Annotated in this window: 13 protein-coding genes and 1 pseudogene; 5 read left to right on the top strand and 9 right to left on the bottom strand. The window is 42.2% G+C overall.

What is annotated here, in order from left to right:
- From B2R65_RS16535 to lptD, 6 genes are all read right to left on the bottom strand, one after another.
- The coding region (locus B2R65_RS16535; RefSeq protein ID WP_286744479.1) for a symmetrical bis(5'-nucleosyl)-tetraphosphatase at positions 1–473 on the bottom strand (473 nt) is incomplete at its 3' end.
- Between the two features lie 11 nt (positions 474–484).
- A complete protein-coding gene (apaG, locus tag B2R65_RS16530; RefSeq protein ID WP_029773296.1) occupies positions 485–874 on the bottom strand; it encodes a Co2+/Mg2+ efflux protein ApaG in 390 nt (129 codons plus the stop codon).
- Entirely contained in the window at positions 858–1,664 is an 807-nt protein-coding gene (rsmA, locus tag B2R65_RS16525; protein WP_004585856.1) for a 16S rRNA (adenine(1518)-N(6)/adenine(1519)-N(6))-dimethyltransferase RsmA, read from the bottom strand. The genes apaG and rsmA overlap by 17 nt, the downstream gene beginning before the upstream one ends.
- Positions 1,661–2,653 carry a 4-hydroxythreonine-4-phosphate dehydrogenase PdxA gene (pdxA, locus tag B2R65_RS16520; RefSeq protein ID WP_029773297.1) on the bottom strand — a complete coding sequence of 331 codons (993 nt, stop codon included), beginning with the start codon at positions 2,651–2,653 and terminating at the stop codon, positions 1,661–1,663. The genes rsmA and pdxA overlap by 4 nt, the downstream gene beginning before the upstream one ends.
- A 2-nt stretch (positions 2,654–2,655) precedes the next feature.
- The gene (gene surA, locus B2R65_RS16515; protein ID WP_004585858.1) at positions 2,656–3,951 is read right to left on the bottom strand and encodes a peptidylprolyl isomerase SurA; all 1,296 of its coding nucleotides are present in this window, start codon (positions 3,949–3,951) and stop codon (positions 2,656–2,658) included.
- Positions 3,952–4,043: 92 nt separating this feature from the next.
- Positions 4,044–6,296 carry an LPS assembly protein LptD gene (lptD, locus tag B2R65_RS16510; protein ID WP_029773298.1) on the bottom strand — a complete coding sequence of 751 codons (2,253 nt, stop codon included), beginning with the start codon at positions 6,294–6,296 and terminating at the stop codon, positions 4,044–4,046.
- Positions 6,297–6,397: 101 nt separating this feature from the next.
- On the opposite strand from lptD, the gene B2R65_RS16505 reads away from it, so the two are divergent.
- The 3 genes from B2R65_RS16505 to djlA are packed head-to-tail and all read left to right on the top strand — an operon-like array spanning position 6,398 to position 8,936.
- Positions 6,398–7,399, top strand: a complete 1,002-nt coding sequence (locus tag B2R65_RS16505; protein WP_286744473.1) for an aminoglycoside phosphotransferase family protein — start codon at positions 6,398–6,400, stop codon at positions 7,397–7,399.
- Positions 7,396–8,058 (top strand): N-acetylmuramate alpha-1-phosphate uridylyltransferase MurU, encoded by a 663-nt coding sequence (murU, locus tag B2R65_RS16500; RefSeq protein ID WP_024031520.1) that lies wholly within the window; start codon positions 7,396–7,398, stop codon positions 8,056–8,058. Before B2R65_RS16505 ends, murU begins: the two co-directional genes overlap by 4 nt.
- A gap of 17 nt (positions 8,059–8,075) precedes the next feature.
- The gene (djlA, locus tag B2R65_RS16495) at positions 8,076–8,936 is read left to right on the top strand and encodes a co-chaperone DjlA (protein ID WP_029773301.1); all 861 of its coding nucleotides are present in this window, start codon (positions 8,076–8,078) and stop codon (positions 8,934–8,936) included.
- On the opposite strand, the gene B2R65_RS16490 is transcribed toward djlA, so the two are convergent.
- On the bottom strand, positions 8,919–9,863 hold the full coding sequence (locus tag B2R65_RS16490) for a DUF3530 family protein (RefSeq protein WP_286744469.1): 945 nt from the start codon (positions 9,861–9,863) through the stop codon (positions 8,919–8,921). The genes djlA and B2R65_RS16490 overlap by 18 nt on opposite strands.
- An 81-nt stretch (positions 9,864–9,944) precedes the next feature.
- Entirely contained in the window at positions 9,945–10,598 is a 654-nt protein-coding gene (gene rluA, locus B2R65_RS16485) for a bifunctional tRNA pseudouridine(32) synthase/23S rRNA pseudouridine(746) synthase RluA (protein ID WP_024031523.1), read from the bottom strand.
- A gap of 135 nt (positions 10,599–10,733) precedes the next feature.
- Here rluA and B2R65_RS16480 point away from each other — a divergent pair, with 135 nt between their 5' ends.
- Positions 10,734–10,955: a ribbon-helix-helix domain-containing protein gene (locus tag B2R65_RS16480; protein ID WP_286744465.1), complete on the top strand. Its 222-nt coding sequence runs from the start codon at positions 10,734–10,736 to the stop codon at positions 10,953–10,955.
- Positions 10,956–11,131: 176 nt separating this feature from the next.
- On the opposite strand, the gene rapA is transcribed toward B2R65_RS16480, so the two are convergent.
- A complete protein-coding gene (gene rapA, locus B2R65_RS16475; protein WP_096041176.1) occupies positions 11,132–14,026 on the bottom strand; it encodes an RNA polymerase-associated protein RapA in 2,895 nt (964 codons plus the stop codon).
- 306 nt (positions 14,027–14,332) lie between these two features.
- On the opposite strand from rapA, the pseudogene B2R65_RS16470 reads away from it, so the two are divergent.
- Positions 14,333–15,125: pseudogene (locus B2R65_RS16470) on the top strand (PIN domain-containing protein); the annotation flags it as partial.

Here is a 15,125-nt window from a genome sequence, read left to right as displayed (position 1 = left end):
GGCTGATACATTTTTTCAAAAAAGTGCTTAGCATTTGCCGATTGATAACAACGCTGAGCAAACTGTGCGTGTTTAAGTGCGCTTTCTATAGACCAATTAGGGTTAAGCCCTGCATGCGATATAAAGCTACGGTGCTGTGCTAAATAAATAGCAAGCGGCTGAGTTTGCAAATAGGCGATATAGTGATGAAGCTTTTTACTATCAAAAATAGCACCGAGTTTATCTTTGGGGTTTATTGGCTTATTAAGATAGTGACAGGCAACCATGTGTAAATCATGATTGCCTAAAGTAACACTCATGCTGTCTTGATGGCGATAAATATAATCTAGGCAGGCCAGAGAGTCCGGCCCACGTGCGACGATATCGCCCACTAAATAAAGGTGATCTTTGCTTGGGTTAAAGTCAACCCGTTTGAGCAAGCGGCTAAACTCTTTAAAGCAGCCTTGTAAATCACCAATTGCGTAATCAGCCATGGCGCTTTTTACTAATGTAAAATGTTAGGGCACGCTAAACGAAATACGCTTATAGGTGCTTCAAACTCAGAGCCAAACTCATTGCGCAGTGTGTAGTGTCCCTGCATGGTGCCAACAGGGGTGTCTAATATTGCGCCACTGGTGTATTTGTAAGTTTCGCCTGGGCCTATAACGGGGGTTTCGCCCACAACGCCTTCGCCCTCTACTTCAACTTCTTTACCATTGGCATCGGTGATCAACCAATAACGGCTTAAAAGTGTAGCGCTGCAAAGACTGTGGTTTTTAATTGTCACTGAGTAGGCAAAAACGTACTTTTCTAGCTCAGGCTGAGATTGCCCTTCAACATAAAAAGTCTCTACAGAGACTTTTACAGGAGAGCTAATATTACTGCTTGTTGTCATAAATCCAATTAGCTATATCAATAAATTGTTGTAACGTTAGGCTTTCAGCACGCAAAGTAATATCAATACCAATGCTGGTAAGCTCATCTGCGGTGAGTAAGTTGCCTAAGCTGTTACGCAATGTTTTACGGCGTTGATTAAAGGCTTCTAAACACACGGTGTTTAAAATTTTCACGCTTTTAGCGGTACGTTGCTCGGCTTTTTTAGGGATCAGACGAATAACCGCAGAGTCTACTTTAGGTGCTGGTTTAAAACATTCTGGCGGTACTTCAACCACGGGCATTGCGTGGCAGTAGTATTGCGTCATCACACTTAAGCGGCCAAAGGTTTTGCTGCCTGGGCCTGCAACCATACGTTTTACTACTTCTTTTTGCAGCATAAAGTGCATGTGCTCAATATGATCAGCAAACTCAAAAAGATGAAACAGTAATGGCGTAGAAATATTGTAAGGCAGGTTACCAAACACTTTTAATTTTTTGTCATCGCGTACAAGGCTTGCAAAGTCAAACTTCATTGCATCGCCTTGGTTTACGTTTAATTTAGGACCTAAAAAAGGGTGCTCAATTAAACGCTGAGCTAAGTCTTTATCTAGCTCAACAACAGTAAGTTGGCCGCTTAAATCGGCAACAGGCTCGGTAATTGCGCCTAAACCTGGGCCAATCTCTACTAGGTTGTCTTGTGGTTTAGGATCGATTGCAGTCACTATTTTATCAATGATAGATTCATCAAATAAAAAGTTTTGCCCAAAACGTTTACGGGCGCGGTGTCCTAAATGTACTTTATCGGTCATTGATTCTGTGCTTTTTCATGGGCGAGCTTAATTGCTTCGCGGATCGCTAATTCAAAACTGCCAACTTCAGCGTCACCGGTGCCTGCTAAATCAAGCGCAGTACCGTGATCAACCGAAGTGCGGATAAATGGTAAACCTAAGGTTATATTTACCGAGTTACCAAATCCCTTGTATTTTAGCACAGGTAAACCCTGATCGTGATACATAGCAAGCACGGCATCGGCTTGAGAGAGGTATTTATCCTGAAATAGGGTATCGGCAGGAAGCGGACCAATTAAATTCATGCCTTGGCTGTTTAAGAGCTCAAGCGTAGGTGAAATTGTTTCTATTTCTTCAGTGCCTAAATGACCGTCTTCGCCGGCATGGGGGTTTAATCCACACACTAAAATTTTTGGTTGCTCAATACCAAACTTAGTTTGTAAGTCGTGGTTTAAAATACTAATAACTTTGGTTAAGCGCTCTTGTGTAATTGCACGCGATACATAAGCCAGTGGTATATGCGTTGTTACTAGGGCAACACGCAAGCCTTCAGTTGCTAGCATCATTACGACATCAGAGGTGCCCGATTGCTGAGCAAAGTACTCCGTGTGGCCACTAAAGGAAATACCGGCTTTATTAATAATCCCTTTGTGAACAGGGCCCGTGACAACGGCATCAAAGGTACCGTCCATATTTTTTTCGCTGGCAATACGTAAGGTATCAAGCACGTATTGGCCGTTTAAGTCGTCTAGTTCACCTAGCTTAACGTCAGTGCCTAAATCTACTTGGTGAATATAAATGCTACCTGCAGGCGCTTTAGCTGCAGGGGCATTTTCATCAAAATCAATTAGCTCAATATTAAGGCCCAAGTGTTGAGCGCGTTCTTTTAATAACTGTTTGTCGGCGATAGCGACCAGTTGAGCTTGCCATGGTTGCTGAGCTAATTGCAGCAGCAAGTCAGGGCCAATCCCCGCAGGTTCACCCGGGGTAATTGCAATTCGTAATGTCATAATTACTCGTCTATAGGGAAAATTTCAACATGGGCTTGTTCGCGCATTTCTTGCTGCCAGTTAAAACTTTCCTCTTTAAATTTACGATTAAACAACATGCCGTGCGCACGGTTACGTTTAGCTAGCTCGGTTTTATCTGCTACACGTTTATCTAAAAGTTGTACTATGTGCCAACCAAATTGTGTTCTAAATGGTTCACTAATTTGATTTTTATCAAGTGATAACAAAGTATCTTTAAACGCCGGTACATACGTTGTAGGGTCAGTCCAATCATACTCACCGCCTTTAAGGGCTGAGCCTGGATCTTCTGAGTATTCTTTAGCAAGCTCAGCAAAGTCTGCTTTTCCTGCGCGTAAATCTTTGGCAAATCCTGCTAGCATGCTACGTGCTTTTTCTTCACTTAAAATAATTGAAGGCTTAATAAGAATATGGCGTGAGCGTACTTCTGTGGTTTCTACTAATTGGCGACCACGTACATCTTGCACCTTAATTATGTGAAAGCCAGCACCCGAGCGAAGCGGGCCAACAATAGCGCCTTTCTTTTGACCTTTTACAGCTTCGGCAAATAACGAAGGCATTTCGTTGATACCCATATAACCGAGTTGTCCGCCTTCAAGCGCTTTTGAGCCACCTGATGATGAAATAGCGATGCGTTTAAACTCTTGGCCATCGTTTAATAGCTCAATAACTTTGTCAGCACGGGTTTTCGCACTGGTGATTTCATCTGCTGTTGCATCGTTAGGAATATCAATAAGGATGTGGCCAATATCATACTCTTCAGAGTTTTGACCTTGGCTTTCCATTATTTTTAACAGGTTATCTACCTCTTGTTGGCTAATATAGATTCGACGATCTACATTGGCACGGGTAACCTGTTGGGTGGTGATTTCTTTACGAATTTCTTCGCGGTAGGCTTGAAAGCTCTCGCCAGCGGCTTCAATGGTACGACGAAGATCGGCAATGCTGCCGCCTTGATCTTTTGCCATATTTGCGAGTGTTTGGTCTAACTGGCTGTCTGAAATTTCAAGGCCCATACGTTCAGCCATTTGCATCATAAGCGTTTGGTTAACTAAACGCTCAACGGCTTGTACGCGAAGCGTTTCGTCTTTAGGAAGTTGTTGGCCTTGCTCTGCGGCTTGCTTTTTAACACGATTAATTATGGTGTCTACTTCACTTTTTAAAATTACGCCTTGGTTTACAACACCAATTACTTTGTCGATTTCCTGTGGGGCGGCAAATGCGCCATGGCATAAGCTTAAGCTTAAAATAGCTGTTGATAATAGTTTTTTTAAATTCATATTCTTTTTACTACTCTTCTAATAGTACTGCTTTAAAACAGGGCGTACTGCATTTTAGGGCTTTAAAGTATCACCTTAATTGCTCGTTTGCCTTAATTATTAAGAAAATACGGTCTACGGTAGCCAAAAATACCTTGTTGTAATAATTTTTGTGCATCGTAACGGCTCTTACTGCCAAGCCCTTTTAATACAAAGTTTAAACTAATACCTGAATCAAAAGTGGCTTGTTGCTGCCCGATAGAATGATTTAAATCGGTTTCAATCTGACGGTGACCAGTAATTTGGATTGCCCAACAGCATGACTCATACTGTAATCCGCTTAAAAATTCGATGCTTCGATTATTTTCAAGGTCCCGGTGGTAGCTTGCAATAAATTGCCACTGATCACTAATTGGGATACTTGTAAATACACCCGTTTGCTCGATTGTATTTCCTGAGACATCATTTGCATAGCGATGGTTCAATTGAACTAGCTCATTATTGTCACCTTTGTAATCGAGGGTGACATTTGACTGGATCATTTGCTTACCATCTGTGTCGTATTGCATACCCGCTGAGAGGTACCAACGGCGGTGCCAATGTAGCATTGTTTGCGCTGCAAAAAGGGCGTTGTAGTTTGTCTCTGAGTCTAAATCTTGCTCGGTAGGTTTAGCCGAGTCGTTTAGGTAAAAAATTTGACCCGCGCTAAAGTTAAACACTTCTTCGTGTTTATTATCAAATAAGCGTGTTGTTGCACCTAACGTAAATTGGTTAGCTGCGGCTATACGGTCTACACCCGAAAAGCGCGTATCTCTAAATAGGCCAAAAAAGTCATCCTGTAGGCGAGTGGTGTCAAACAGGCCTATCTCAGATTGATCCTTATTAGGGGTATATAAATACTGTATTTGTGGCTCAAGAGTTTGAATGCCATCTTCAAAAAAGGTCGAGGTGTCACGTTCAAAGTTAAGCTGCGAGTACAAACGTACTTTTGGCAAGGTACGCGAAACGCTATCGCTATATTGAGTGCCCGTTAAATTACCACTTTGTTTGTAGTTAGTTTGTAATAAGCTCACTTCTGAGAGAAACGACCACGCATGTGTTGCGTAGTTAAAGCGCGCTTTTGGCTCTACGTGTACACGGGTAGCACTGTCTATGGCAATTTCTGAAGATTCGTTGGTAAAGTGGCTTACTTCACCCGACAAACTAAAGTCAAAGTTATCAAAACGCCATGGGGCGGTTTGTGTAAAGCTAATTTGTGGAACCGCGGCATACGACTCTAAGTGATCGCCCAGCACTTCAAAATTTTGAAATTTAATATCGGTACGCCATGTGTCGCCAAGGTGAGTCACAGAGCCGGTACGATAAAGTTGGGTATCGGTTTTATTTGCGTAATTAGAGCTTAAATCGGTGATGTAGTTGTCATCACTGACGTTAGTTACATCAATATTGGCGCGCCAGTCTTCACTTAAATAGCTTTGTTGCTGCCAATGAAACATATAGCGCTCATCAAGGCTAGGCTCCGAATCATCGCTATCTAAGTATTCAATACCGACTAAGCCTTCATGTTGCTCGCTCAGGTATCTAAACTCGGTTTGCAATTGTAAGCCTTTGCGCGACATATAACGTGGTGTAATAGTGGCGTCAAAATTAGGCGCAATATTCCAATAATAAGGTGTAACAGTTTCAAGGCCGTAACGGTCGGAGCTTGAAATGCTTGGTGTTAATAAGCCCGACTTGCGTCGCTCATCCAGCGGAAACGTGAAATAAGGTAAATATAAAACGGGGGTATCAAGAATACGTAAAACGGCGTTATAGGTTTCGCCCCAGCCTTCTTCACGAGAGAGATTAATTTCGTCGGCTTCTATTTCCCACACTGGTGTATCGCTTGGGCAAGTAGTAAAGCTTGCATTCATTAACAATAAGCCAGACTCGTTGACAGTGAGTTTTTCGGCGCCACCTTTACCTTGTTGCGCTGTTAAGCTGTAATCGGCACCTAGTAGGCTTATTTCTGAATTATTTAAATCGGCATTTAAACCTGAGCTGTTTACTTGGCTTACACGGTCTTGATAAGTAATAGGGCCTGTTGCATTAAGTAAACCGCGCTGTTTATCTATAAGCGCAGTTTGTGCGGACAAACTCATATCAAGGGTGTTAATATCAACATTGCCGGTAAATTCAGCGCTTTGTGTGCCTAGGAGCTCTACATCGTCAGCTTGTATATCAACCGATCCTACCGCTAAATTTGGTAGAGGTTGCCAAGCTCTGGTTTGCATTGAAATGCCACATAAATTGTGTGCCAGTTCAGTTTCGGCAAGCGATGGTGCGCTAATTACGCCTAGCATCAATATGCCCCAGGTTTTGCTCATTTATCGACCTTAATGCTCTTTGGTTTATTATAAGCTAGACATAATAAAGGAAAACAATGGCAAATACAGTAATTGACCTATAAAAATAGACATCTTATATAATGACACGCTTTGATAATTTACAACTATTTATAAATACGCACTTTGATGCTAAACCACACTCCTTAGTAGCCATTACTGGGGATGCCAGCTTTCGCCGTTATTACCGTTTAAGCTGTGCCGGAAAAGCGTTTATTGTGATGGACTCCGATCCACAAAAAGTAAATAACGCTCCGTATATCTCTCTTAATAAAGTATTCACCGACAACGGCTTTTTATTGCCTGAAATAATCGCAAGCGATGAAGAACAAGGCTTTTTTGTGTTAAGTGACTTAGGAAATACACACTTAGCCGATAAGCTCGATGAACCAAATAGAGATGAATATTACAAGCAATTAATCCGTTTAGCGGCAAGCTGGGCCAAAACACCTGAATCAGCAGCTATGCAAAATTATAATAAAGAATTTATTCACCTTGAGCTGAATATTTTTAGCCAATGGCTGGTTACTGATTTTATTGGCTTAACATTAAATACTGAGCAACAAACGCTTTGGCAGCAAAGCTGTGAGCTATTAACGAACGCTATGCTAGCGCAGCCTACGGTCACGGTTCATCGTGATTATCACAGCCGTAATATTATGTATAGCAATGAGCAGTGGGCAATTATAGATTACCAAGATGCCGTGCGCGGGCCGCTGTGTTATGACTTAGTGTCGCTGCTACGTGATTGCTACTTTAAGTTGCCACAAGCACAGCTTAATCAGCTGCTTGAGTACGGATATGAAGAATTTACAGCGCAAAAATTAATAACAGATACTTCTTTTGAGCAGTTTAAACAGTGGTTTGATTTAACGGGTATTCAGCGCCATTTAAAGGCGGCGGGAATATTTTGCCGGCTCTATTTACGCGATGGCAAAACCGGTTACCTTGATAATATTTTGCCAACGTTGGATTACATTGTTGATGTTGCTAAAACCTATCCAGAGCTTGCAGCGTTAAGTGAGTGGGTAAGCAGCATTGTAATACCGCAGGTAACACTAAAATTAGCTAAGGAGCGCACATGAAAGCCATGATTTTAGCTGCCGGGCGCGGCCAGCGAATGATGCCGCTTACACAAGCTATGCCTAAACCTATGCTAAAAGTGGCGGGTAAACCGCTGATTGAGCACCATATTAATAACCTTAAAGCCGCTGGCATTACTAACATTGTTATAAACCTAGCTTGGCAAGGGGATAAAATAAAAAGCTATTTTAAAAATGGTGCTGAGTTTGGTGTGAGTATTGAATATAGCCAAGAGGCTGAGGGCGGCCTTGAAACCGCAGGCGGAATTATTCAGGCGCTGCCATTACTAGGTGAGCAATTTATTGTAATTAACGGCGATGTATTCACAGATTACGATGTGAGTGCGCTTACACAATTGCACCTGCAAGATGGCGAGGCCCACATAGTGTTAGTAGAAAACCCACCTCATAACGAAAAAGGGGATTTTGCATTAAGTCACTTATCGGCTGAGAGTCAAAAGTATACATTTTCGGGAATTAGCCGTTACCACGCTAATTTTTTTAAAGGTTTAGAGCCAGGCATACGCCCGCTTGGGCCAATATTGCGAGAAAAACTCGCCCAACAGGTTATCTCAACTGAGCTTTATATTGGTCAGTGGGACGATATAGGCACACCACAGCGACTCGCGCAGCTCAACGAGCGCATACAAAACACACTTTAATAGAGGCAGTTAATTAGATGTGGGGAAAAATACTCGGTTTTTGTTTTGGCTTTATGTTTGGCAAAATTTTTGGCGCCATTTTAGGTTTATACCTCGGCCATTTATTTGATAAAAGCTTAAAAAACGATTTTGATAAAGCCGGAGGCTTTTCAGGTTTGTTTAAAGGTGATGATGTAAACGAGCGCCAAGCGTTGTTTTTTTCGAGCTGTTTTGCGGTTATGGGGCATATTGCAAAGTCGAACGGTCGCGTAAGCGAGGTGCATATAAAAGCGGCAAGTATGTTTATGGATGAAATGGGGCTAAAGGGCGATGAGCGCCGCGAAGCTCAGCATGCATTTCAATCAGGTAAAGACAGCGACTTTTCGATTAAAGAAACAGTGCACGACTTTAAAGAACGCTTTGCAAAACGTTACGACTTACTGCAACTGTTTTTAGAAATTCAAATTCAAATGGCGTTTTCTGATGGCGTGCTCGCAGAGCAAGAAAAACAGCTGTTACAAGAGGTAAGTAAGCAATTAGGTATTTCTAAAACTCATTTTGCTTTTATTCTTAAGCGTTACCAAGCTGAATTTAGTTTTAGACAGCAGCAACAACAGTATAGACAACAGCAGCAAGGTCAAAGTAGCAGTTACCGTGAAGGCTCTGGTCATCATGTGCCCCCTAATAACAGCATGAACCGCTCACAGGCCTTGGCTTTATTAGGGTTAAGTAGTGACGCGACGCAACGAGATATTAAAGTAGCGTATCGTAAATTAATGGCGCAGCATCACCCTGATAAATTAGTCTCTCAAGGGCTGCCTAAACACATGATGGAAGTAGCAGTTAAAAAAAGCCAAGATATTCAAGCGGCTTACGAGTATTTAAAAAAGGCGGCGTAAAAAACCGTCTATCACTTTAGTTAACCGTGCATGCTGCTCTGGCGCATCGCGCAGGCCAAAGAGTTGGCGCTGGCGGTAATCAAATTTAGCATTTCGATTTACCCAGCGCTGACGGTTTTTAAGGCTCATAAGTATATCGGTATTGTCATTTGCATAGTAAATATCAAGCAAGGCGGGGGTCACCAGCGATGTGGTTTGCGCTAAACCTTTATTACGCTGTGTATTAGGTAAATAACTACTTAAGCTTATAAACGCATCTATTCGCGAGTCAGGAAAATCAGCATAGTATTCTAGGAGTACCCCCGCACTGGTACCTTGTGCTATGACGACAATATTATTTGGCTCACTCATTGCGTTTTGATAGAGCGCCTCATAACGCATTATTAAATTAGTTTTATAATTGCTTAGTACCTCATTACTCACCAAGTCAATGGCATTAACAAAGTGTGGCTCTTGAGCCGTTGTGGCAACACCGTCGCTGTTACTTTGCGCCGTTTTTGTTGGCTCTTCAGTTTGCGCTTGCGTACTTGATTGGGCAGCTGCTTGTGCAGCCATGTTACTTGCTTGCCAATCTATATCGGGTACTGTCATGGCGTAGGTTGTGTAACCTAAATTAGTAAGCTCTTTTCGCAGGTAACTCATGCCAGCATTGCTAGTGGGGGTAGAATTCCAATCGGGGATGAGTAATACAATACCTCTAAAATCTCGGCTCATGTATTCGCTATACAAACTTAAAAACTCTGTATCGCCAGCAAGTATGGGTTTAACTTCATCATTGGGTAGTAGACGTTTTATATCGCTATTTTCGATACTTGATAAAGAAGGTGGGGCTATATGCTCTGCAGCACTGGCATATGCGCTTAAGCATAACGCAGAGCAATAACATACACTTTGTAGCGTTTTTTTGATTAGCTGCGCAAATATCATAGTAAGCCCAAAAGGTGAGTAATAACTAAGTATCGGCGCGCTAAGGTAAAAGTTTAGTACTAACTTTGTGGGCTTTACCTATTAAAAGTCGGGCTCTACCTCAAAGGTCAGTACTTGCTCGGTCACGGGGTGTTTTAGTTGCAACATTTGCGCATGTAGTTGTAAACGTGGCGCCGCGGCTAGGGCCTCTTTATGGGCATAAAGTCTATCGCCCAGTATTGGGTGGCCAAGGCTTAGCATGTGCACGCGTAATTGGTGCGAGCGCCCCGTAATTGGCGTGAGCTCTACACGTGTTGCGCCCGCTTCTCGTGCAAGTATTTTAAAGTGGGTTAGCGAGGGCTTACCGTTTTCATAATCAACCATTTGCTTAGGGCGATTAGGCCAATCACAGATAAGTGGCAAATCAACCGAACCGGTATCTTGCTCAAGTTGGCCGTAAACACGTGCAATATAGCGTTTTGCAGTTTCACGTTCTTGAAACTGCATACTTAAATGCCTATGAGCTGCCTTATTCATAGCAAGGCAAAGTATGCCTGACGTTGCCATATCTAGGCGGTGCACTATTTTAGCTGTAGGAAAAACACGGTTAACGCGATTAATTAAGCTATCGGCATGTTTTGGATCTTTACCTGGGACGGTTAAAAGTTCGCTGGGTTTATTAACGATGAGTAAGTCGTCATCTTGGTGCAGTATTGTTAAATACGGACTCATTGGGGGATTGTAATTAACTAACACGGCCGACCTCAGTAATTTTGCAGGGCGCTATTTTAGGGGAGCGAGAGCAAAGGCTCAAGGAAAAGATAAAAGTTTAATTGCGTATTTTTCATGCTGGTGTGAAATTGCACCAACTTAAAGTTGTAGGAACACATTATGGCAAGGCAAAGTATTTCACTTACTGAACAGAATGATTTATGGCTTCGTAATCACGTTGAAAACGTGGGGGATTACACAAATAAAAGTGAATTGCTGAATGATTTAATTCGCCGTGCAAGAAGAGCAGAAGCAATAAATGGTAAGCTTGCTAACTCAGAAAAAAGCGGTTTTAGTGATCAATCGACGTGCCGTTTGTGGCTCAGACAGCATCTATTATAGAGTTACAGAAATAGATATTGAAATAATGGCTATACTAGGTGGCTAAGATACTGATGAGTAATTGTAGAGGTGAATGTAAAAAGCACGGCCTGTAAACCGTGCTTTTTGAAGTGTAGTTTAGTTAAATCTTGAGCTAACTAACGGCAGATAGCTATAAACTAAACGCTCAAAAACCTTTAGTGTGAAACTACGATTAAGCGTATCGCATCAAGTTTTAACTGGGCTTTTTCTATATGCGTTGTCAGCTCGCTGCGCTGCTTATCGAAGAAGGTAATTTCTTCTTGGCGAATATTAGGGTTAATTTGCTTAAGCGCTTCAAGGCGAGCTTGCTCTTCCCCTAAGGTGCTTTGCATTTTTTCAAGTGACGCACTGCGTATAACCTCAAGCTGTTGCTGAGCCATTTCTTTTGCGGTGTTGATCATTGGGTGAACCGCACCTTGTAAAGCGCCTGCTAATTTACTTGCAGTTTGACGACCAACGGCTGAAAGCTGTTGGTTAAAGCTATCAAACGCCACGTTTTCGCCGAGGTTATTACTGGCTTTATCAAGTAATATGCGAATAGGCGTTGGCGGTAAAAAGCGACCTACTTGCAGGGCTTTTGGTGCCATAGCTTCGGCTACAAATATTAGCTCAACAAAAAAGGTACCTGGTGGTAATTTTTTGTTTTTAAGTAAAGCAACAGAGGCACTACCAAAGTCATCATCACAAATCATGTCCATTGTGCCTTGCACCATAGGATGATCCCAGCTAATAAAATGTACGTCTTCTTGCGAAAGGGCGGTATCGCGGTCAAAGGTAACCGTCATGCCATCTTCTTTTAAGCTTGGGAACGATGCACTTAGCATATGCTCTGTTGGCTTTAAAATAATGGTGTTTTCGCCTTTGTCTTCTTGGCTTACTCCAAATGTGTCGAATACGTTGATCATGTAACTTGGTAACTCAAATTGGTTATCAAGTGCTTCAATTTCTTCAACCAATGAATCGGCAGCGCCTTGGCCTGATGAATGCAGCTCTAATAAACGGTCTCGGCCACTTTCCATTTGCTTGCGTAGCACGGCATTTTGCTTGGCTACTTGCTCAAGTAGAGGGTCGAGCTCTTCTTCATCACAATTATGGGCAGCAATGTAATCAAGTAGGTCTTCACTAAATTCTTTATACAATAGCTGGCCAGTGGTAGATGTGCTTTCAAATGCATCAAGGCCTTCGTTGTACCAACGCAGTAATACTTCTTGCGCTGTATTTTCAAAATACGGCACATGAATATTAACATCCTTTGTTTGCCCAATACGGTCTAATCGGCCAATACGTTGTTCAAGTAAGTCAGGGTTTAGTGGTAAATCAAATAACACTAAGTGATGCGAGAACTGGAAGTTACGTCCTTCTGAGCCAATCTCTGAACACAGCAGTATTTGTGCATTGTCGTATTCATCGGCAAAAAAGGCGGCTGCGCGGTCACGCTCTATAATCGACATGCCCTCGTGGAACACAGATGCTTTTATTGCTTCACGCTCACGCAAAATTTGCTCAAGGCTAATAGCGGTTTCGGCTTTGGCACAAATAAGCAGTACTTTTTCGTGCTTTAGGGTTTTAAGTGTTTCGATTAACCAATCTACACGTGGATCAAATGCGCCCCAGCTTGCACTTTCACCTTCAAACTCTTGAAAGATTTTCTCTGGAAACAGCGCGCGTTGTGCGCTTAGCTCTGCACTTTGTATACCGCTCATGCTGCCAAGTACTGACATTGCTGTTTTATATTGCTTTGGCAGTGCCATTGGGTAAGCATGTAATTTACGGCTAGGGTAGCCATCAATTCCGCTGCGACTGTTTCTAAACAAAATACGACCTGTACCGTGGCGATCAAGCAGCATGTTAAGTATTTCTTTACGCGCCGGTAAATCACCTTGCTGAGCTTTTTCAAGCACATCAGTAATATCGGTTTCTTTTAATAGCTCAATAAGTGTGGCTTTGGCTGTATCATCAAGGGCTTGCGCTTGCAGTAGCTGATTTGCCGCTTCGGCAACGTCTTTGTAATTAGCTTCTTCTTCTTTGAATACGTCGTAGTCGTAAAATCTATCTGGGTCGAGCAATTGTAAGCGGGCAAAGTGGCTACGGTGACCAAGTTGATCAGGCGTTGCTGTTAATAGAATAAGACCCGGAATATCTTGGCTAAGCTCAGCCATGCGCTGATATTCGGTGCTCGGCTTACCATTGTTAATGCTTAGGTGGTGCGCTTCATCAACAACTAATAAATCCCAATCAGCAAGTGTTGCTTGTTCAAACCAGCGTTTTTTCTTGGTTAAAAACTCAAGGCTGGTAAGCACTAGCTGCTCGGTATCAAATACGTTTGGCGAGTCTGCAAAGGCTTCGTCGCAGCGCTCTTCATCAAAAATAGAAAAACGTAAATTAAAGCGGCGTAGCATTTCTACTAACCATTGGTGTTGCAGGTTTTCTGGCACCACAATGAGTACACGGCTAGCACGGCCACTAATGATTTGTTGGTGTAAAATCATGCCGGCTTCGATGGTTTTACCAAGGCCTACTTCATCTGAGAGCAGTACCCGTGGGGCAAAACGTTTACCTACTTCTTGTGCAATATAAAGCTGATGCGGAATAAGGTTAGCGCGCTGGCCAATTAAGCCTTTAATAGGCGATTGCTGGCGCTCAAATTGGTGTTGCCATGTTTGGTAACGTAAGGTGTAGCGATCAAAGCGATCTACTTGGCCTGCAAATAAACGATCTTGCGGTTTATTAAACTTAATAAAATGATCTAAAAAGGTTTCTTTTAGCTTTGCTTCTTCGCCGGTATCAACGCGAGTACCTACGTAGCAAAGTAGTTCACCTTGCACTTCAATAGACTCTACTTCTAATTCCCATTCTTCAACGCTTTTGATCACATCACCTGGATTAAATGCCACACGGGTAACCGGTGCTTCTGCACTAGAATAAACACGGTTTTCACCACTGGCAGGAAATAAAATGCTGACCTGGCGGCCTTCAATGGCAACTACGGTGCCTAATCCTAAATCTGACTCTGTATCACTGATCCAACGCTGACCTAAGGAAAAATTCATGTATGTCTCGTCTATGAAGAAAAAGGCGGCTATGTTACCTGTTACATAACACCACTGCAAGGCGCTATTTGACTCACTTTTAATTAATTTTATAAGTGCGAATTAATCCCATTAACAGTGCTAACAAATGGCTCTTTTTTAGGTAAATAAAAACTATATCGTGTTTGTAATAAAACGGACTTTTATGACAAATAGACTAAACTTAGATTATGCCTTAGCAATTAAGTATTGCAGGTTTGAATTTAGGCCCGTTTTACTTAGTTATTTTGGTATAGCATAAAAATCATAAAACGTAAGGAAAGTGCTATGGAAAAAGCTTCGAACCTTGAAAGTAAAATGTATGTGCTAGACACCAATGTATTACTCCACGAACCCCTCGCTTATTTGTCTTTCCAAGAACATAACGTTGTCATTCCCATGACTGTTTTAGAAGAGCTTGACCACATTAAAGATAGAAAACACGACGTAAGCCGTGATGCACGAGTGGCTATTCGCGGCTTAGATGAGGTACTAAAAGACGCAACTCCAGAGCAAATGTTGCAGGGTGTTGCACTGCCTAGCAATAAAAAGGCAAATGCCAATTCCACCGGTACGCTCATTATTGTTAATGATCATCTTTTTGCAGATTCTATTTCTGGTTTACCGGGGGATGAAAACGACCACCGTATTATTAACTGCGCCGTGTATTTACAAAAACAGCACAGCGATTCAAAAATTGTATTGGTGACAAAAGATATAAACATGCGCCTTAAAGCAAAAGGTGCAGGCCTTAAATATGTTGAAGATTACCGTACCGACCAACTAATTGATGATATTGCTTTATTAACTAGCGGCTATAAAAAATAGAGGGCGATTTTTGGCAGCACGTAGGGCAATGCGAAACACAGCAGCACGGCCGTGATACGTTTCATTATGTGGCTAAAAACTTAATTCCAGATGTGTTTTGCAATGAGTACATACTTGATGGCAGCGAGCACTTTGCTGCGCGGGTCAAATCTTACGATAACGAGCGTATTAAATTAAAAGATATTAGTGTTGAGCGTTTAATGCACCAGCAAGCGTGGGGCGTAAAACCTAAAAATATTTACCAAGGTATGGC

This window comes from Pseudoalteromonas sp. UBA2102, assembly GCF_002331165.1.
Lineage (GTDB): Bacteria > Pseudomonadota > Gammaproteobacteria > Enterobacterales > Alteromonadaceae > Pseudoalteromonas > Pseudoalteromonas atlantica.
The sequence above is the reverse complement of the archived record's forward strand: the minus strand, read 5'-3'. Positions and strand labels throughout refer to the sequence as shown.